At 30.7% G+C, this 21117-nt stretch carries 13 protein-coding genes, 8 tRNA genes, 2 rRNA genes and 1 pseudogene; 19 read left to right on the top strand and 5 right to left on the bottom strand.

Going from position 1 to position 21117, the window contains the following annotated elements; all coding sequences use genetic code 4:
- The first annotated feature begins 166 nt into the window (after positions 1-166).
- From truB to rpmB, 5 genes and pseudogenes are all read left to right on the top strand, one after another.
- A complete protein-coding gene (gene truB, locus EXC48_RS01330) occupies positions 167-1009 on the top strand; it encodes a tRNA pseudouridine(55) synthase TruB (protein ID WP_129720488.1) in 843 nt (280 codons plus the stop codon).
- Positions 997-1811: pseudogene (locus tag EXC48_RS01335) on the top strand (YcsE-related riboflavin metabolism phosphatase). Before truB ends, EXC48_RS01335 begins: the two are co-directional and overlap by 13 nt.
- Positions 1812-1815: 4 nt before the next feature.
- On the top strand, positions 1816-2673 hold the full coding sequence (locus EXC48_RS01340) for an FAD synthase (RefSeq protein WP_129720489.1): 858 nt from the start codon (positions 1816-1818) through the stop codon (positions 2671-2673).
- 108 nt (positions 2674-2781) lie between these two features.
- Positions 2782-3048, top strand: coding sequence for a 30S ribosomal protein S15 (gene rpsO / locus EXC48_RS01345; protein WP_015287075.1), 267 nt, complete (start codon positions 2782-2784; stop codon positions 3046-3048).
- A gap of 19 nt (positions 3049-3067) precedes the next feature.
- Positions 3068-3259 carry a 50S ribosomal protein L28 gene (gene rpmB, locus EXC48_RS01350; protein WP_015287076.1) on the top strand — a complete coding sequence of 64 codons (192 nt, stop codon included), beginning with the start codon at positions 3068-3070 and terminating at the stop codon, positions 3257-3259.
- 165 nt (positions 3260-3424) lie between these two features.
- On the opposite strand, the gene EXC48_RS01355 is transcribed toward rpmB, so the two are convergent.
- Positions 3425-4993: a hypothetical protein gene (locus EXC48_RS01355; RefSeq protein WP_223216300.1), complete on the bottom strand. Its 1569-nt coding sequence runs from the start codon at positions 4991-4993 to the stop codon at positions 3425-3427.
- 213 nt (positions 4994-5206) lie between these two features.
- Here EXC48_RS01355 and EXC48_RS01360 point away from each other — a divergent pair.
- The 14 genes from EXC48_RS01360 to EXC48_RS01425 all read left to right on the top strand — a co-directional run bounded on the left by EXC48_RS01360 (position 5207) and on the right by EXC48_RS01425 (position 16328).
- Positions 5207-6715: ribosomal RNA gene (locus EXC48_RS01360) — 16S ribosomal RNA — on the top strand.
- Positions 6716-6984: 269 nt separating this feature from the next.
- Positions 6985-9871: ribosomal RNA gene (locus tag EXC48_RS01365) — 23S ribosomal RNA — on the top strand.
- The 16S and 23S rRNA genes sit together here, the layout of an rRNA operon.
- Positions 9872-10538: 667 nt before the next feature.
- Positions 10539-10615 (top strand) — tRNA-Pro (locus EXC48_RS01370).
- Between the two features lie 6 nt (positions 10616-10621).
- Positions 10622-10698, top strand: a tRNA-Ala gene (locus EXC48_RS01375).
- 5 nt (positions 10699-10703) lie between these two features.
- Positions 10704-10780: transfer RNA gene (locus EXC48_RS01380), tRNA-Met, on the top strand.
- A 9-nt stretch (positions 10781-10789) separates the two neighbouring features.
- A tRNA-Ile gene (locus tag EXC48_RS01385) sits at positions 10790-10865 on the top strand.
- Positions 10866-10875: 10 nt separating this feature from the next.
- A tRNA-Ser gene (locus EXC48_RS01390) sits at positions 10876-10968 on the top strand.
- A 26-nt stretch (positions 10969-10994) separates the two neighbouring features.
- Positions 10995-11070: transfer RNA gene (locus tag EXC48_RS01395), tRNA-Met, on the top strand.
- Between the two features lie 2 nt (positions 11071-11072).
- Positions 11073-11148 (top strand) — tRNA-Asp (locus tag EXC48_RS01400).
- Between the two features lie 4 nt (positions 11149-11152).
- A tRNA-Phe gene (locus EXC48_RS01405) sits at positions 11153-11228 on the top strand.
- A gap of 123 nt (positions 11229-11351) precedes the next feature.
- Positions 11352-14021 carry an isoleucine--tRNA ligase gene (gene ileS / locus EXC48_RS01410; protein WP_129720490.1) on the top strand — a complete coding sequence of 890 codons (2670 nt, stop codon included), beginning with the start codon at positions 11352-11354 and terminating at the stop codon, positions 14019-14021.
- Complete coding sequence (locus tag EXC48_RS01415) at positions 13996-14643, top strand: signal peptidase II (protein ID WP_129720491.1); 648 nt, start codon at positions 13996-13998, stop codon at positions 14641-14643. Before ileS ends, EXC48_RS01415 begins: the two co-directional genes overlap by 26 nt.
- 74 nt (positions 14644-14717) lie before the next feature.
- The gene (locus EXC48_RS01420) at positions 14718-16007 is read left to right on the top strand and encodes a YitT family protein (protein WP_129720492.1); all 1290 of its coding nucleotides are present in this window, start codon (positions 14718-14720) and stop codon (positions 16005-16007) included.
- 81 nt (positions 16008-16088) lie between these two features.
- A complete protein-coding gene (locus EXC48_RS01425; RefSeq protein ID WP_129720493.1) occupies positions 16089-16328 on the top strand; it encodes a hypothetical protein in 240 nt (79 codons plus the stop codon).
- Between the two features lie 27 nt (positions 16329-16355).
- Here EXC48_RS01425 and ptsP read toward each other — a convergent pair whose 3' ends face one another.
- The 4 genes from ptsP to EXC48_RS01445 form a co-directional block, all read right to left on the bottom strand.
- Positions 16356-18056 carry a phosphoenolpyruvate--protein phosphotransferase gene (gene ptsP, locus EXC48_RS01430; protein WP_041593750.1) on the bottom strand — a complete coding sequence of 567 codons (1701 nt, stop codon included), beginning with the start codon at positions 18054-18056 and terminating at the stop codon, positions 16356-16358.
- A gap of 360 nt (positions 18057-18416) precedes the next feature.
- Positions 18417-19157 carry a glucosamine-6-phosphate deaminase gene (gene nagB / locus EXC48_RS01435; RefSeq protein WP_129720494.1) on the bottom strand — a complete coding sequence of 247 codons (741 nt, stop codon included), beginning with the start codon at positions 19155-19157 and terminating at the stop codon, positions 18417-18419.
- The gene (nagA, locus tag EXC48_RS01440; protein WP_129720495.1) at positions 19157-20266 is read right to left on the bottom strand and encodes an N-acetylglucosamine-6-phosphate deacetylase; all 1110 of its coding nucleotides are present in this window, start codon (positions 20264-20266) and stop codon (positions 19157-19159) included. Before nagA ends, nagB begins: the two co-directional genes overlap by 1 nt.
- Complete coding sequence (locus EXC48_RS01445; RefSeq protein WP_129720496.1) at positions 20250-21110, bottom strand: N-acetylmuramic acid 6-phosphate etherase; 861 nt, start codon at positions 21108-21110, stop codon at positions 20250-20252. The genes nagA and EXC48_RS01445 overlap by 17 nt, the downstream gene beginning before the upstream one ends.
- Positions 21111-21117 lie beyond the last annotated feature (7 nt).

The following is a 21117-nucleotide window of genomic DNA, read 5'->3' on the forward strand; positions in this document are numbered from 1 at the left end:
CATTTTTTATATCTTTTTTAATATTGAATAATATTTAAAATTTCAACTTAAAAGTACTTGAAAATTAAGCATTAAACTTTGATAATTATTTCAAAAATTTTTTTGTATAAATTTGCTAAATGATAAAATAATGATATATATTTATGTCTAAATATTAAAGGAATTTATGTTTTTTAAATTTTACAAACAAATTGGTGATTTTTCTAATAAAACGATTAGAAATTTAGCTAAGGATTTAAATGTTTTAAAAATAGGTCACACTGGCATTTTAGACCCACTTGCAGAAGGTTTAATAATTTTTGCGACTGATGATGATACTAAATTATTTGAATATTTAAAAAATACAAAAAAAACCTATATTGCAACCGCTAGATTATTTTTACAAAGCGATACGCTTGATGTAACCGGTAATGTCGAAGAGTTAAAGAAGAAAAACATTACAAGATTAGAATTAATTAATGCAATTAATCAGATTTCTAAAACAAAATCTCAAGTTCCACCCATATATAGTGCTAAAAAAATAAATGGTAAAAAAGCTTATGAGTATGCTAGAGAAAATAAAATTATTGAAATTAAACAGCAAAGTATAAACATTGATTATATAGAATTAATCGATTTTATTGGTGACACTTTTAAAATTAGAACTACCGTTTCATCTGGAACGTATATTAGAACTTTATTATTAGATATTGCAAAATTATTAGGAACATGTTGTGTTATGACTTCTTTAAAAAGAATAGCAATTGGAGAAGTTGAGTTAGATTCATTAAAGCCAGGTGAATATTCCAAAATTAAAATGGAATCATTATTCGACATCCCTAAATATTATGCAAATCAAGCGGAATTAAAAGAGTTATCATTTGGAAGAAAAATTCTAGTTAATTTGTCTTACGAAACATTATTTATAATTAATTCATCAACTAACGAAATTGCATCAGTCGGTGAAATTCAAAACAATTATTTTTATCCAAAAAAAGTTTTTAATAGGAGATTGATATGAAAGAATTAAAAGAACAAATTAAAGTAGCAGCTTTTGATGTTGATGGAACAATATTGGTTAATGGAGAAGTAACATTTCAAGAAAATACTAAAAAAATGTTTCGAGATTTAAAAAATAATAATGTAACTAGTGTTTTAGCAACTGCTAGAGATTTTGCTACTATTGGAGATTTTTTAGATCAATTAGACCAGTTGATTACTTCATTGGAGCTAATGGTGCATTTATTTGGGATGTTCATAATTCAAAGTTTCTTTATAAAGCAACCATTAAAAAAGATGTTGTTAAAGCCATTTATGAAGAATTTAAAGATAAATTAGTTGAGATGGCGATAACTGATTTTGATAAAGTTTATAAAACACCAAATTATAAAACAGACACTTGATTTATAAAACCTTTTAAAAAGAATTATTTAGATTATGATGAAGATTCATTAACTAATTCTGATTTATATTTGATAACTTTTTCTACTGACCAACCTAAAAAGCTTGCGGAGGAAGTACAAAAATTTATTGAGAAAAATAATTTTGATGTTGAAGTAATGTCAAAATGAACGAGAGGTTTTTGAATCAGCCCTAAAAATATTACTAAAAGTAAGACTTTAGAAATATTATGCAAACATTTAGGTTACTCAATGGATAATTTAATTGCGTTCGGCGATAGCGCTAATGATTATGAAATGTTAAAAGATGCATATTATGGTGTTGCGATGCAAAGAGCAAATGATAAAATTAAATTAGTTGCAAAAGATGTTGCACTAGACTGTGAATATGAAGGTTGTTATCTTAAATTAAAGGAATTGCATTTAATATAATAAAATGAATGATTTATTAATTTATGATTGAGATAATTTTGATTCTAAGATTAATGACAATTTTATAATCGGAAGCTTTGAATCATTTCATCTTGGACATTATCAAATTTACAAAGCCGCCTTTGAGGCTCATAAAAAAAATAATGGTAGAATTATTTTAATTACTTTTAATCAAGAAACTTTTGAATTTAAAAATAAAGGTTCTTTTTTTCAATCAAATCAAGCCAATTACTTTAATTTAGTTGATTTAAACATATGTGCGGTTTTAGAATTAGATTTTTTAAAAGTTAAAAACTTAACTGCGATTGAATTTTTAAGTAAGCTTTCAAATCAAAAGGAAATTAATCTTTTTGCCGGAGAAGATTTTAGACTCGGTTCAGATCGAATATTGCTTAGCGATCTTAAACTTCCTAAAAATCTTTTAATCAATGTAACTAATATAGAGATATTTAAATATAGAGATAAAAAAATTTCAACCTCATTTTTAAAGGAATTGCTAGAATTCGGTGACATAAAATTTTTAAATGAACTACTAGTTTATAATTTTACAATATATGGTCAATATAAAGGAGATGCTATTGACTTAAATTCACATCAAATGTTACCGCATCGTGGGTTCTATATTGCTAAGGTTTATTTGAATAATTTAATATTTTATTCAGTTATTAATGTAACAACAGAACAAAAAATAAAGTGATTTCAGGTATCGCTTGATGATTTTTTTACAAATAGTATAACTGATGGAGAAATCTTTATTGAATTTATAGATAAAATCTATTTAATTACATCTAATCATGATATAAATATTAAAGACGAACATTTAGAAATAGCAAAAAAATATTTTTTAGCAAATGAAGATTAATGATATAATAAAAAAGCTTTTAATTAGCAAACATAAATTTTAAACTTGGTTTTGACATTGTATTTAGTTTTAGCTAGGTTTAAAACATAATAATATTATGGGAGTATTATGGTTTCAAAAATAAAAAAAGCGGAATTAATTAAAAAGTTTGGTAAGAATGCAAAGGACACTGGTAATACAGCGGTCCAAATTGCTATTCTTACAGAAGATATTGAATCATTAAAAAAACATTTTTTAAATAATCCAAAAGATAATCACTCACGTAGAGGTTTTTTAGCAAAAATTTCACAACGTAAAGTTTTATTAAGACATTTAAAAGAAGCAGATTTAGAACAATACAATAAAGTAATTGAAGCATTAAAAATACGTAAATAATCATATTTAGGAACTTATTATGGCTAGAAGATGTCAATTATCAGGTGTTGGTCCATTGTCAGGAAACACACGTTCACATGCTCTAAATGCTTCAAAAAGAAAATTCAATGTTAATCTTCAAAAAGTTAGAATAAATGTTGAAGGACAAAAAATTACTATACGTGTAAGTGCAAAAACTTTAAAAACCTTAAAAACAAAAGGTTTAATTTAAAAAAAAAAAAAAAAAAAAAAAAAAAAAGTTAGCTCCGCTAGCTTTTTTAAATATTTTTGTTTACTTTGATTATAAATTTCTCGATAGGAGTTTTATTGTTTAATTGATAAGAAATTTCGATTTCAAATTCAAAAATATAACTATTCTCACTATTTTTTGTTTTATTTAATATTTTAATTGGCTTAATAATTTTAAAACCAGAATTCAAGGATGTTTTGAAGACAAAGTCTCTAATTCTGCATCTTTTGGTGATTTATTATTAATTTTAGAAATAATAACAGAGCTAGAAGCGCCTTTTGCAGCTATCTTGTTTAAAAATGCGTTAAATTCTTGAGTTCCTTTTTTAAAAAGCTTTTTATTGAACGAATCACCTAAAAACAAAATGTTTGAATAAGTATTTCTTTTATTTAAAATACCATAAAGAGCACTAGAAATACCATCTAACCCAATTCATTTATTGAATCATATTCCATTTTTCTCATTTGCATGGTCAGATGTTAGTTCTTCAGATTGAATTTGAGTTTCTAATGCAGTAATTTTTCATGAATTATCAATTGTAAAACTTCTTCTTTGCTGAGTCTCATAATCAAAGAAAGATATTTTAGCGCCTGGTTTTAATTTATTGATTATAAAACTTGCATTAGCATTCATTCCTGGGTGTCCTTTGTAATAAATGTTATATTGATCACCGTATTCAAGTAATATTTTAGATATAGAATCTTGATCATTAGTACTATTAGTTCCTAAAATTATCAAACTTTCTTTATTATTTTCATTCTGAATTTTATTAACCTTATCGCGTTCTTTTTCTCAATTGTAACCTGTTATTTTAGCTCAATAAGTAGAATACCTTTTATTATATTTATCCTTCCTTTGAAAAATTTCATCTTTAAGTTTTTGAAACCCTTCTTCATTAAAAAAAGAAAAATGATTATTTATACCAAGAATCTCAAAGTTCTTTGATTGCTGAGGATCAGACCAATAGACTTTTATATTTTTATAAAACATAGGTATTAAATATTGATTTCACCTAGTTACTTTTGAATTAATAATAGGGTTTTTTCACTTTTTTGATTTTGGGTTTTGATTTTCTCTAATAAATTTATTATCTTTATAATAGTTATCAATAACATATTGCCCTAGTAAATTAGAATCTTCAATTCCAAAAATTTGAACATTATCAAATTTAGAAAGTCTTGAAAGTTTGTTTGCATTAGCAACAAAATGATCTGAATTTGTTCAAATTCCAATTTTTTTATCAGGATTATTTTTTACAAATTCTAAAGCCTTATCAAAAAAAGTGGATTCATCTTTATAATCACCTAGTTCATGAATACCAGAGTTTTTTAAAATAGATAGATCATTAACTTTTCTATTATTTTTTAGAAAATGCTCAAATTCACTAACATTTAAGTCTTTATGAAAACTTATTAATTTATTAGATCTATAAAAATGCACTTCTTTTTTTGAAAGCATAGACATTCTGATTAGGTTGTAAAAAGTTTGTACTCCATATGATGAAAAATATAAATTAATATCAGATTCATCTTGAATATCTAAAATATTAGTTTTGTTTAAATTTTTGTATTCTGTCAATACATTCTCATGGCTTTCATTAATTTGGTTTATTGTTTTTTTATAGTGAATGTAATAATAAATTGAACTAGTTAGCAAACTAGATATAATGCTAGCTAACATAAAATAACCCACTATTTTTTTAAATTTGCCTTTCATATATATAATATTTTAAACTAATTTAACTAATAAAAATTTTTTTAAATTTTTGTTTTTATTACATTTAGAAATTTAGTAAATAATTTTTGTAAAAAAAATAAAATTATTTCTTTGATATTTTTTATATGTGTTATAATAATCTTGCGCTTTTAAGATATAAAAGCAAATGAAAGTTCTTTGAAAACTAGATACACACAAAACATGACAGTCAATTTTTTCGAGAGTTTGATCCTGGCTCAGGATGAACGCTGGCTGTGTGCCTAATACATGCATGTCGAGCGGAGTTCTTTTAGGACTTAGCGGCGAATGGGTGAGTAACACGTACTTAACATGCCTCTTAGATTGGGACAACGATGAGAAATTATCGCTAATACCGGATACTTATATAGTTTGCATAAACTATATATAAAAGGAGCTTTACAGCTTCACTAAGAGATTGGGGTGCGGAACATTAGCTAGTTGGTAGGGTAAAGGCCTACCAAGGCGATGATGTTTAGCGGGGTTGAGAGACTGAACCGCCACACTGGGACTGAGATACGGCCCAGACTCCTACGGGAGGCAGCAGTAGGGAATTTTCCACAATGGGCGAAAGTCTGATGGAGCGACACAGCGTGCAGGATGAAGGCCTTCGGGTTGTAAACTGCTGTTATAAGGGAAGAAAAAACAATAGAGGAAATGCTATTGTCTTGACGGTACCTTGTCAGAAAGCAACGGCTAACTATGTGCCAGCAGCCGCGGTAATACATAGGTTGCAAGCGTTATCCGGAATTATTGGGCGTAAAGCGTCTGTAGGTTGTATGTTAAGTCTGGCGTGAAAACTTGGGGCTCAACCCCAAATTGCGTTGGATACTGGCATACTAGAATTGTGTAGAGGTTAGCGGAATTCCTAGTGAAGCGGTGAAATGCGTAGATATTAGGAAGAACATCAACATGGCGAAGGCAGCTAACTGGGCACATATTGACACTGAGAGACGAAAGCGTGGGGAGCAAACAGGATTAGATACCCTGGTAGTCCACGCTGTAAACGATGATGATTAGCTGATAGTAGAACTATCGGCGCAGCTAACGCATTAAATCATCCGCCTGAGTAGTATGCTCGCAAGAGTGAAACTTAAAGGAATTGACGGGGATCCGCACAAGCGGTGGAGCATGTGGTTTAATTTGAAGATACGCGTAGAACCTTACCCACTCTTGACATCTTCTGCAAAGCTATAGAGATATAGTGGAGGCTAACAGAATGACAGATGGTGCATGGTTGTCGTCAGCTCGTGTCGTGAGATGTTCGGTTAAGTCCTGCAACGAGCGCAACCCTTGTCCTTAGTTAAATTTTTAAGGAGACTGCCCGAGTAATTGGGAGGAAGGTGGGGACGACGTCAAATCATCATGCCTCTTACGAGTGGGGCAACACACGTGCTACAATGGACGGTACAAAGAGAAGCAAAATGGTGACATCAAGCAAATCTCAAAAAACCGTTCTCAGTTCGGATTGTAGTCTGCAACTCGACTACATGAAGTCGGAATCGCTAGTAATCGTAGATCAGCTACGCTACGGTGAATACGTTCTCGGGTCTTGTACACACCGCCCGTCACACCATGGGAGCTGGTAATGCCCGAAGTCGGTTTTGTTAACTACGGAGACAACTGCCTAAGGCAGGACCGGTGACTGGGGTGAAGTCGTAACAAGGTATCCCTACGAGAACGTGGGGATGGATTACCTCCTTTCTACGGAGTACAAGTTACAATTCATTTTAGTAACATAAAACTGTTTTATATTATCAATATTATAATGTTGTGTTTATGTATCTAGTTTTGAGAGAACTTTTTTTCTCTCATGTTCTTTGAAAACTGAATAGTAAAGATAAATTAATATAACAACGACATCAAAAAAATAAATTAGTCAATTTGTTTTGTGATACCGAGTTAATTATTTTGAAAAAAATAATTTATTAAAATGTCTTTGAATACATCAAAACAATAGGAAAATATTGTACTTTTAAATAAGTAAGAGTTTGTGGTGGATGCCTTGGGTCTGAAAGTCGATGAAGGACGTGATTACCTGCGATAAGCCTCGTGGAGCTGGATATAAGCTGCGATACGGGGATTTCCGAATGGGGGAACCTAGTTAGAGCATAAATCTAACTGCATTAAGATGAATAAATAGTCTTAATAGCGAGACACGTTGTGAACTGAAACATCTTAGTAGCAACAGGAAAAGAAAATAAATAATGATTCCATTAGTAGCGGCGAGCGAAATTGGAAGAGCCCAAACCAACTATATGTTGGGGTTGTAGGACTATCTACATAAAGTTACAAATTTTTGATATAGCAGAAAAAGTTGGGAAGCTTTAGCATAGAAGGTGATACTCCTGTATGCGAAATATCAAAAACTTTTGATAGTATCCTGAGTAGGGCGGGGCACGTGAAACCCTGTCTGAATCTGCCAGGACCATCTGGTAAGGCTAAATACTAATCAGACACCGATAGTGAACTAGTACCGTGAGGGAAAGGTGAAAAGAACCCCGGGAGGGGAGTGAAATAGAATCTGAAACCACTTACTTACAATTAGTCAGAGGCCGTTAATGGCTGATGGCGTACATCTTGCAGTATGGACCGGCGAGTTATGTTAACATGCGAGGTTAAGTAGAAAAAAGCGGAGCCGTAGAGAAATCGAGTCTTAATAGGGCGCTTAGTATGTTGATATATACCCGAAACCATGTGATCTATTCATGAGCAGGCTGAAGCTTGGATAACACCAAGTGGAGGGCCGAACCGTAGTACGCTGAAAAGTGCCCGGATGACTTGTGAATAGTGGAGAAATTCCAATCGAACTTGGAGATAGCTGGTTCTCCTCGAAATAGCTTTAGGGCTAGCGTGTGATGTTAAACTTTGGTGGTAGAGCACTGAATATGGAATGGCCGCGCCTAGCGGTACTGACTATAATCAAACTCCGAATACCATTGTGTATTATCATGCAGTCGGAACCGGGGTGCTAACGTCCCGGCTCGCGAGGGCAACAACCCAGATCGTCGGCTAAGGTCCCAAAATTATGTTAAGTCAGAAAGGTTGTGAGATTTCTTAAACAACTAGGAGGTTGGCTTAGAAGCAGCCACCCTTTAAAGAGTGCGTAATAGCTCACTAGTCAAGAGATCTTGCGCCAATAATGTAACGGGAGTAAAACATAATACCGAAGCCACGGGTACGCAAGTACGTTAGAGGAGCGTTCTTAATGCGGCGAAGCAAGACCGTGAGGACTTGTGGAGCGTTAAGAAGTGAGAATGCCGGTATGAGTAACGATTCGTGGTGAGAATCCACGACGCCTATTGGGAAAGGTTTCCTGGGGAAGGTTCGTCCACCCAGGGTTAGTCAGGGCCTAAGGAGAGGCTGAAAAGCGTATCCGATGGATAACAGGTTAATATTCCTGTACTACCTTATTATAGTGATGGAGTGACGGAGAAGGATAACACTACCTATTAATGGATTTAGGGGTAAATAACAACTGGTGAATATAGTTAAATGCGTATTCTATAACCGGGAGTTATGATGCATAGAACTTAGGTTTGAATTGTGTGATTTCATGCTTCCAAGAAAAGCTTCTAAACGTCTAAATTTTAAGGTACCTGTACCGAGAACGGACACACGTTCCCAAGATGAGTATTCTAAGGCGAGCGAGAAAACCAATGTTAAGGAACTCTGCAAATTAACCCCGTAAGTTCGCGAAAAGGGGTGCCAACTTTATGTTGGCCACAGTAAATTGTGAGGGGCAACTGTTTATCAAAAACACAGCTCTCTGCTAAACCGCAAGGTGATGTATAGGGGGTGAAGCCTGCCCAGTGCCCGAAGGTTAAGTGGATGCGTTAGCAATAGCGAAGCGTTGAAATGAAGCCCGGGTGAACGGCGGCCGTAACTATAACGGTCCTAAGGTAGCGAAATTCCTTGTCGGCTAAATACTGACCTGCACGAAAGGCGCAATGATCTCTCAACTGTCTCAACATTGGACTCGGTGAAATTATGGTCCCAGTGAAAACGCTGGGTACCCGCATCAAGACGAAAAGACCCCATGGAGCTTTACTACAACTTCGTATTGGAACTTGGCCTAACATGTGTAGGATAGGTGGGAGACTATGATATCAAGGCGCTAGCCTTGAAGGAGTCAACCTTGAAATACCACCCTTGGTATGTTGAGTTTCTAACCTGCCGCCGTTATCCGGCGGGGAGACAGTGCGTGGTGGGTAGTTTGACTGGGGCGGTCGCCTCCTAAAAGGTAACGGAGGCGTTCAAAGGTACACTCAATACGGTCAGAAACCGTATGTAGAGCGCAAAGGTAGAAGTGTGCTTGACTGCGAGACCTACAAGTCGAGCAGGTGCGAAAGCAGGACTTAGTGATCCGGCTGTACGTCATGGAACGGCAGTCGCTCAACGGATAAAAGTTACCCTGGGGATAACAGGCTTATCTTGCCCAAGAGATCACATCGACGGCAAGGTTTGGCACCTCGATGTCGGCTCATCGCATCCTGGAGCTGGAGTCGGTTCCAAGGGTTTGGCTGTTCGCCAATTAAAGCGGTACGCGAGCTGGGTTCAGAACGTCGTGAGACAGTTCGGTCCCTATCTGATGTGGGCGTTGGAATATTGATGAGAGCTGCTCTTAGTACGAGAGGACCGGAGTGGACGTACCGCTGGTGTTCCAGTTGTTCTGCCAAGAGCATAGCTGGGTAGCTAAGTACGGAAGGGATAACCGCTGAAAGCATCTAAGTGGGAAGCCTCCTTAAAGATAAGTATTCCCTTGAAATTCCTTGTAGACTACGAGGTTGATAGGATGGAAGTGTAAGTGTAGTAATACATTCAGCTGACCATTACTAATAAATTGATAGGTTTAAAAGAAATGTATTCAAGACATTTTAATAGATTATGAATTACTATTCAGTTTTCAAAGGACATACTCCCTTGTGGAGTTTTTTTTTTTTTTTTTTTTACATAACCCAAATAAAATAATTTTTATATTTAGTTCTTTCGAAAGATATAAAAATTTAATAGTGGTATGAAATGAATATAAATTTTCATTTTTAATATATTTTCAGTGAAAGCATCTAATATTGAAATGTAAATTCCATTTTCTATAATTTAAAGAAATATTTTTAATGTTTATTCTAACAAAAAATCAAAGAAAAATAATGAACATATTCTAAGTTTAAATGATATATACTATTCATTATTATAAAACAAATATAAACTGATAAAAAATATGATGCTTGTATTTATGAAATATTAATTTATTAATTTTTATCAATTAATGTTATAGAAATTTATTTAAAATTAAAAGTTGAAAAAATATTTGAATAGAGAAAAAGATTTTTTTTTTTTTTTTTTTTGTTAGCTAGTTAATAATTCAACTATTATTTTAATTTATTTTATTAGACTATTTTTAATAAAATTATTGTAATTTTCTTTTTTGATTTTTATAAACATATGATATACTTAATTAGCAATAAAAAAGTAGAAATTTTTTTGATATTTGCATCTTTATTGTATAATTAAATGGCCTAAAAACGGAGAAGTAGCTCAGCTTGGTAGAGCACTACATTTGGGCTGTAGTGGTCGCAGGTTCAAATCCTGTCTTCTTCACCATTTTATGGGGGGTTAGCTCATTTGGCTAGAGCGCCTGCCTTGCACGCAGGAGGTGGTGGGTTCGAATCCCATACTCTCCACCATATATGGCACTGTAGCTCAGTTGGTTAGAGCATCCGGTTCATACCCGGAAGGTCAAGAGTTCGACTCTCTTCGGTGCTACCAATTAGTTTGGGACCTATAGCTCAATGGTTAGAGCAACCGGCTCATAACCGGTTGGTTACAGGTTCGAGTCCTGTTAGGTCCACCAAAAAAATAATGGGTGATTACCCAAGTCCGGCTGAAGGGAGCAGTCTTGAAAACTGCCAGGGGCTTCACGGCCCGCGGGGGTTCAAATCCCTCATCACCCGCCATTATTGCTTTATATAATTTTTCTTATAGCGGAGTGGAGCAGTTGGTAGCTCGTCGGGCTCATAACCCGAAGGCCACAGGTTCGAGTCCTGTCTCCGCAACCAATGGTCCAGTGGTAAAGTGGTTAATACGCCTCCCTGTCACGGAGGAGAACGCGGGTTCGATCCCCGTCTGGACCGCCATTATGGCCCTGTAGCTCAGTTGGTAGAGCAACAGATTGAAGCTCTGTGTGTCGCTGGTTCGATTCCTGCCGGGGCCACCAATAACTCTATTTTATAGATTGAACTTCAATTTATAAAATAGAGTTATTTTATTTTAATTTATTAAAAAAATGATTAATTTTGTATAATTTAAAATTATTATATATAGTCAAAAAAGGAGTATTATGGATTATAAAAATACTTTAAATATGCCTCAAACTGATTTTGAAATGAGGGCTAATTTAACTAATAAGGAAAAATATTTTAGTGAATTTTGACTTAACAATGATATTTACAATAAAGTAATTAAGAAAAATCAAAATAATTCAAAATTTATTTTGCATGATGGACCGCCTTATGCAAATGGAGACATTCATATTGGCCATGCTTTGAATAAAGTGTTAAAAGATATTATTGTTAGATATAAAAGCCTTTGTGGTTTCTATTCTCCATGAGTATTAGGTTGAGATACGCACGGATTACCTATTGAACATAAAATGCTATCATTAGCTAATTTGAATAAAGAAGACTTAAATGCAATTAGTTTAAGAAAAAAAGCTGCTGCGTATGCAAGTGATCAAATTCAAAATCAAAAAGAACAATTTGCTTCATTGCAATTATTTACTGATATGAATAAAATTTATATTACAATGGATAAGAAATATGAAGTTATTCAATTAAAAGTTCTTAAGAAACTTGTTATGGATGGACTAGTATATAAAGCATTAAAACCAGTTTATTGATCTCCTAGTTCTCAAAGTGCATTAGCTGAATCAGAGGTTGAATATCAAGATGTCATTTCTCCTTCTATTTTCGTTGCTTTACCAGTCATAAAATCTAATTTTGATAAAATTAGCGTTGATGATAATTTGGTAATTTGGACTACAACACCATGAACCTTGATTGCAAATGCTGGTGTAGCAGTTGGAAAAGAAATTGAGTATGTAAAAATAAAATATAATGAGAAGTTTTATATTTTTGCAACTGAATTACTTGAAAAAGCTACTGAGATTATGAAATGAGATGATTATGAAGTTGTTAATAATTTTTTAGGTAAAGATATTAAAGATGTTTGATATAACACTCCAATTTTGAAAAAACCTGCTCCATTAGTATACGGCCATCATGTTACTACCGAAAGTGGTTCTGGATTAGTTCATATAGCTCCTTTATTTGGAGAAGATGATTTTCTTATCGGAAAGGAAAATCATCTTGAAATGATTATGCACATTTCTGATGATGGTAATATTTATAATACTAATACAAAATTTGACGGTGTTTTTTATGAAGATACTAATAAAATGATTTCAGAATTTTTACAAGAGAAATTATTATGTTTTAATCGTTTAAAACATTCATATCCCCATGATTGAAGAACTCATAAGCCAATAATTTATCGTGGTACTCCTCAATGATTTGTTTCAATTGATAAAATTAGAGATAAAATCTTATATCAAATTGAAAATAATGTTAAAACTCACTCGGATTGAGCCAAGAAACGTTTGATAAAAATGATAGAAAATAGAGATGATTGAACAATTTCTAGACAACGTTCATGAGGTGTTCCGTTAATATTTTTCTATGACAAAAATGATAATCCTATATTAGAAGCAGAAATTTTTGATTATGTGATTGATTTAGTTGCTAAATATGGAACAGATGTTTGATGAGAAAAGAGTGTTGATGAATTATTACCTGAGAAGTATCGTAATAAAGGGTTTAAAAAAGAAATGGATATTATGGATGTTTGGTTTGATTCAGGTGTTTCATCAATTGCTGCAAATATTGATGATGGAATTTCAAAGGCCCCATATGATGTTTATCTTGAAGGATCTGATCAATATCGAGGATGATTTAATTCTTCAATTATTAATTCAGTTGCATATAATGGATTTTCACCATATATTAATTTAATCTCTCACGGTTTTGCACTAGATGAAAAAGCTCAAAAAATGTCAAAGTCAAAAGGAAATACAATTTCTCCACTAGATGTTGTCAAAAAACGTGGAGCAGACATTTTAAGACTCTGAGTAGCAAATAGCGAGTACACAAATGATGTAACAATTTCAGATAAGATTCTTGATCAAAATGCTGAAATATATCGTAAGATAAGAAATACATTTAAGTTCTTGTTAGGTAATTTACATAACTATAACTATGATATAAGCACCCAAAGAACTGGAATACATTTATATATTAAAGAGCAATTAAATTTATTAAAATATGATATTCAAACAGCTTATAATGAATTTAAATTTATTAATGTGATCAAGTTGATTAATAATTATGTAGTTGACCTATCTAGCTTTTACTTATCAATTACAAAAGACATTTTATATATTAGAGAATTTAATGATCCTGAGAGATTGATGGTATTGGCTAATATGTATGAAATTTTAGAATTTTTAATCATTGCTTTAACACCTATTTTGCCAACTACTTGTGAAGAAGCGTATTCATTTTTAAATAAAGCGAATAAAAAAGAATCAATTATGCTTGAATCAATTCAACCTATTAAGAAAGAATCAATTAATTTTAAAATTTTAGAAGAATACAAAAATTTCTTTGATTTAAGAAATGAAGTAAATGTTTTAATTGAAAAAGCAATAAAAGATGGTTTAGTGAAAAGAGCCAATGAGTTAGAATTATTTATAGATCTAACTAAACAAAGTATATTTAAAGAACTAGATTTAAAAACACTTTTATCAGTTGGTAAAATAACTCATAGTTTAGAATTTAAAGTAGCAAAATTTGATTCAGTAAAATGTTTAAGATGTTGAAATCATTTTGAGTCAAGTGAAATAAAAGAAGAATTGTGTTTAATGTGCTATGGAATTGTTGAAAAATTTAAGTAATAGGTTTTTTGCTCATTTAAAACAAAATTATATCAATATCTTGATTTGTTACTTGTTTTTCTTGATAAGCTTTATTGTTTTTTTAATGTTTGATCAACTAACTAAAACATTATTATTTAATCATGGTTCAATTTTTGATTCTCAAAAATTAGGTGATGGAACTTATGTTACTGTACCAGTAACTGGTGAAAATGTCTTAGCTGAGAGTATTTATCCAGATGATCCAGAAAAATGACTTGATTATAAAATTATAGGAATAAGAAGTATCTGGCATGGTGGAGTAACTTTTTTAAGAACCAGAAATCAATTTTTTATTCAAGGGTTAAGTGTTTTCTTTTTAATAGTTTTATCATTTTCACCTTTAATGGTTTATAAAAGACCAAAGTTTGTTGGATTTATTATTGGAGTAATTTTAGCCGGGACTAGCGGAAATATGATTGACAGATTTATGTTTTTAGGTCATGTGAAAGATATTTTATATGTACCATTTTGAAGTCAGAATGGGACATTTAATGTTGCAGATGCTGAAATTATTTCCGGGATAATATTGTTTATTTTGCATACGATAACAAGCTCATCGAATAGAAAAAAAATAGAAAATATTCAACATTTAATTGTATAAAAAATTTCAAAAACATCCTATTTTTATGGATGTTTTTGATTTATTTTTTTATAAAAAAATAGTAAAATAAACACATGAAAACTATTAATAATTTGTTTCAGTGGTTCTTAGAAAAAATCCCAAAAATATTCAAAAAAAATGAGTTAAAAAACCTTCATCAAACTCAAAATGACAATATTGATGAAATTAAAGATCAAGAAATAAAAGCAGAGTTTGAAAAATTAAAATATAAAATGGGTAAGTATTTACATAATTTAGAAACTGAAAGACTTACCTTTAAACTTATTGTTAAAAGATATTGATTGCGTGTTATTATGCTTTTTATAGCAGCAACTGTGTTTAATGCAGGTGTACAAATATTTTTAAGTCGTGCAGATACTATACCATCTGGCGTTACAGGGGTACCATTTTTGATTCAAAATGCTTTTCCTGTTACTAAACCTTATTTTGCATTGCTTTATTTAGCATGTAATGTTCCTTTGTTTATCATATTCGGTTTGAGAATTAAAAAAAGTTTTGTTTTACTAAGTTTAACATTTATGGTGTTTCAAATTGGAACTAATTTGGTTTTTACAGAAAAACATGTGCTCGAGTTTTTCTGAAAAAATATTAATTTAACTGATAATTATGGATCATATACTGGTTGAAGTAAAATAATTTATACTTTTATTGGTGGTGCTTTAATTGGAATTGGGATCGCTATTTCATGAAAGGCAGGTGGTTCAACTGGTGGAACTGATATAATTGGATATTACTTTTCAACAAAAGCTAAGAAAAGTGTTGGCTCAGTGTTATCAATTATCGGATTTGTAACTGCTGCAATTTTTATAGTGATATTTGAATTTATTAAACCAAATTATTTATTAGATAAGCCGCTTGATTTAGAACATATTAAAAGTCTTTCGGAAAATGATTTTATTAAATTACATGATTATAAAGGGATCGCTTTTAATGAATATGACAAAATAGAACATCGTTATAATCTTTTAATGGAAAATTATAAGGACTCAAGAATTTATTTTGGAGTTAGGGAAGTTGGGACAATTCTTTATGTCTTTATTATTAATATAATGATTAATCTTATTTATCCTAAATATAAAAAGATTTCAATGACTATTGTTTGTCAAGATCCAGAGAAGGTACTTACTTATTTTAAATTAATTAAGTATTGACATTCATATAGAATTGAAAAATATAAATCCGGTTACACCGGACAAAATGGTTATAAAATAACTACAATTATGTTATTGCTTGAGGCAAAAAAAATAATAGATGATTTAAAACAAATTGACCCCCGGGTTTGAATTTCTGTAGAAAAAGTCTCGAAAGTTGTTGGACAATTCTCGACATTTTATGTAGAATAAAAATACTTTATGAAGTATTTTTTTTTTTTTTTTTTTTGTACTTTATTCATAAATATTTATCTATTTTTTGAAAGGAGGTCTATGAAACTAAATGAATTAAAACAAATTGAAAAAAGTAAATGATTAAAAATAAATTCAGCATTTGGTTTTACAACTATTGTAACTGGAATCCCATTATTAATTAATGCTATTGGTAGTATGGTCGGTTTATTAAAAGCTGCATTTTCAACTTCTGGTGAAATAAAAGATAAAGCTGGTGTGTATAAATGAGATAATTCAAAAGCAAATAGTGTGAACACAAAAGGATTTAATATTTATTAAAAAAGGCCTAAAGTGGCCTTTTTAATTTTATAATTCTTTTTTTAACATTTCTTCTACATCAAGCATTGTGTGAAGATTTAATGCTTTTTCAGCTAACTTTTGCATTTTCTTATGCTCTAGTGAATTTATTAATTCTCTTGTAGCTAATACATTACTTGCGCTCATCGAAAATTCATCAAGCCCAAGCCCAAGTAGAATTGGAACTGCTCTTTTATCGCCAGCCATTTCACCACACATTCCAGCTCATTTACCGTGTTTGTGCGCTCCATCAATTACCATTTTAATAAGTTTTAAAATAGAAGGATTTAAAGGTTGGTATAAATAAGAAACATTTTCATTCATTCTATCAGCAGCCATTGAGTATTGAATTAAATCATTAGTACCAATAGAAACAAAATCAGCATATTCACAGAACTTATCTGATAAAACGGCTGCAGCAGGAGTTTCCATCATCAAACCAACTTCAATTTCATCAACTTTTTTAATGTTCTTATTTGTTTTAGCTACTTCTTTATATGCTTCAATATAAACATTTTTTGCATCTATAAATTCTTGAACATTGGTAATCATTGGAAACATAATAGCGACTTTTCCGAATTCACTTGCTCTAATTAAAGCTCTTAATTGTGTTTTAAATATATCATGGTTTTGTAAACAAAATCTAATTGCACGATATCCTAAAAATGGATTCATTTCTTCAGGAAATTTAAAGTACTTAAGAGTTTTATCACCGCCAATATCGAGAGTTCTAATTACAACCCTTTTTCCATTCATTCCCTTAACAACTTTTTTATATGCTTCAAATTGTTCTTCTTCTGTTGGCCAGTGTTCATTATCCATATATAAGAACTCAGATCTAAATAAACCAATAGCCTCAGCGTCATTGAATATTGCATTATCAAGGTCTTTTGGTGTTCCGATATTTGCTCCAATTTCAACATGCACACCGTCAATGGTTTTGCTTTCTTTACCTTTTAATTTTGTTAATCTTTCTAAATAGTCTAAATAATCTTTTTGAGCTTTTTGATAAATAGCTAATTGCTCATCATTTGGGTTCAAAATAACTTCGCCAATTGCTCCATTTAATGCAATAATATCACCTTGTTTTGCATATTGCATTATAGTATTAGCTCCGACAACGGAAGGAATTCCTAAACTACGAGCCATAATCGCTGTGTGAGATGTAGGACCTCCGATATTTGTGACAAATCCTTTAACAAATTTTTTATTCAATTGCACTGTTTGTGATGGACTTAAATCTTCTGCAACAATCACTACTTCTTCAGAAATATTAGCTAGATCTGGTTCTTGAATTCCATTATATACATATAAAAGTTTCTTTAAAACATCATAAACATCTGCCGCTCTTTCTTTTAAATAAGGATCATCAAGCATCTTAAATGTTTCTGCAAAACCATTGTAAAATTCTCTTGTTGCATATTCAGCTGTTTCATTGTTATTTTTAATACTATTTTCAATACTTTCAATAGCAAATGGATCTAATACAAAACCAATATGCGCATCAAATATCGCACTATGTTCAGGATTATTAGCTAGTTGTTTAGTTTTTTCTAATTTATCAACAACTATATTTCTTGCATCTTGATATAATTTTAATTCTGCTTCGATATTATTAGTGTTTTTTGTGATTTCTAATGGTAATTCTTCAATTTTGAACACTTTAGAAATGGCAACACCTTTTGAAGCTCCAATTCCTTTTATAGTCATAAAATACCTCACTTAATTAATTAACATAATTTTATACAAAAAAGAATATTAATTTTTTAGTATTCCATTTTTTGCATAAAAAACTATGTAAACATTTCCACATATATATTAATTTAGTGTTTTTTAGGTCCATTATTAAAAAATACAATCATTTTATGCCCTTATACTAAAATTAAAAAGTAGATATTCTGTAAATATTTAATCTTGTAAAATATTGAAATAAAAAAGTGAATTATTTTTTCATAAGTATATTTTTCATACTAAAGCTATTTTTATTTATGTACTTGGTGAAGTTTTATTTTTGTATTTAATAATATTTTATAATTGTATCTTTGAATTTAAATTTACATTAATTTATCATTAATGATTATTTTTTAACTTAATTAATTCAGCAGCATCATTATCTAAAATTAATGAAACATCTGGATGATTTCTTAGATATGAAGAAGGAACATTAGGACCGATTTTAGCAAAGATAGTGTCATAAATTGCTTTTGCTTTATTCTTTCCATCTGCTAGTAAAATGATTTTTTTAGCAGAAAGAATACTTTTAATTCCCATTGAAATAGCAGTTTTTGGAACATCTTCTTCATTATTGAAATATATTTTATTTGAATTAATAGTGCTCTGAGTTAATTTAACTTCACGAGTAGTTTCAGTATCTAACGATCCAGGTTCATTAAATGCGATATGAGCATTAGTTCCGATTCCTAGTATCATTAAATCAATGCCACCTTTTTCTTTAATTATTTTTTCATAATCAGCAGCATTTTTTGTTATGTTACCAATTCCATTTGGAAGATTAATGTTTTCTTTTTTAATATCAATGTGACTAAAGAGTTCCTTTTGCATAAAATAATGGTATGAACATTTGTTTTCTGGGCTAATTCCGACATATTCATCTAGATTAAATGATGTTACATTTTTAAAACTAATTTCTTTATTTTGATACATTTCAATAAGTTTTTTGTAAGTCTTAATTGGGGAGTTTCCAGTAGCGAAACAAATATTTAGATTAGGTTTTTTTAACATTTCTTCTTTGATTATGTTTGCAGCGAAGTCAGATTGTCTTTGAGTATCTAATTTTATATATATTTTCATTATTTTATCTTTCTACCATCTATATAGACAGATTTAATTTTATAATCATTTGAATTTAAAATAACAATATCAGCAAGATAGTCTTTTTTTATTTCTCCAAGTTTATCATAACCAAGATGCTTTGCAGCATTATATGATGTCATTTTAACAGCATCATTTAATGAACAACCTATTTTAATTAAGTTTAAAAATGCATCATAAATCATTATCCCAGATCCAGCGATAGTGTTTGTTCCAGCTAGAGTAATAAGTTTACCGTGTTTTTCAACTTTTATTCCTCCTGAAATGTTTTCTCCATCATGATAATACGCTGGTTTTATTGCATCTGAAATCGCGATTATCTTATCTGGTGTTTTGTTTTTAATAGTGAATAAGATTGTTTCTTTTGTTGAATGTACAAAATCAATAATCAATTCAGTATAAACTTGATCATTATACAATGCTGCTTGTGCTAAACCTGGATGTCTTGAATCAACTCCAGACATTGCATTTCATAAATGACAAACCATATTGCAACCATTATTGAAAAATTCTTGACAAAGTTGATAATTAGCATTAGTATGGCCTATAGATCCGATGATTTTTAAATCATTTTGAAGATATTTAAATGAGTTTAATGGCATCATAGTCGGGTCAAATGATATCTTTTTAAGGTTATAGTTGCTAGCTTTTAAAATTGCATTAATTTTTGTTTTGTTAGCTTTGGTTAAATATTCAGGTTTATGTGCTCCTTTTTTTTCTTGACCAATAAAAGGTCCCTCAATATGAAAACCTAGATTTCTGGAATATCAAATCTTATTTTCAGACATTGAATTAAGCGATTGAAGTATTATATTTCAGGAATTTGTCATTGCAGTTGGCATAAATGAAGTGGTCCCATTTAATGCTAAATGATATGAAATATGTTCTAAAGCTTCTTTCCCTTGCATTACATCATAATTGTACATTCCATGAATATGTGTGTCAATAAAGCCGGGGACAGCTATTTTTGTAGCAATGGAGTTATTGGGAATTATTTCTTTAATGTAGTTATTTTCAATGATGATATCAGCACATTCAATGGTTGTGTCTGGGTTAATAATTTTAACATTACTAATTGTTTGAATCATTTTCTAATACCTTTCTAAGATTATTATCATTTAATTTTAAAAGTTCACCTGCTTTTGATTTTGAGACTTTCAATTTAAACATAATACAAGCTATTTTAATATTGTTATCAGATCTTTTATAATATTCTTTTGCTTGTTCTAAGCTAGCTCCTACTATTTTTGAAATGATATTATAACTTCTTAAAATTAATTTTTCATTAATAGGTGTTACTTCAATCATTAAGTTATCATAAACCTTATTATTTTTAATTGCAGCAATTGATGAAAACATATTTAAAATAATTTTTTGAGCTGTAGCTGACTTTAATCGTGTTGATCCATCAATGATTTCAGGACCAGTATCAATATTTATAATATAGTTACTAGATTTTTCACATATACCACCTGTTTTATTCTCAATAAGGATATTGTATGCATTTGAATTTTTAGCATAGTCAAAAAAACCTTTTACATATCTAGTGTTTCCAGATGCTGATAGACCAACAATTAAATCTTTTTGAGTTATTTTGAATTTCTTAGCATCTAAGTATCCTAAATCTCAATCATCCTCGAAACCTTCTAGTGAATTTAATATTGCTTGATCTCCACCGGCCATCGAATATTTGAACCATTCTCTTTCATTAAAAGTAGGGATCACATCTAATGCGTCAACTAAACCTATTCGACCACTACTTCCAGCACCGACATAAATTACTCTACCTTTATTTTTAATTGTGTTTGATATTTTATCTGATACTATTTCTAAGTCATTTTGAACTTTTTCTAATGCTTTATATATATCTAATGTTGAATTATTAAATATAGTTACTAATTCATTAATATTTAATTCATCTAATTTTTTCACTAGACCT

Origin of the sequence: Mycoplasmopsis cynos (assembly GCF_900660545.1) — a bacterium.
GTDB lineage: Bacteria > Bacillota_I > Bacilli_A > Mycoplasmatales > Metamycoplasmataceae > Mycoplasmopsis > Mycoplasmopsis cynos.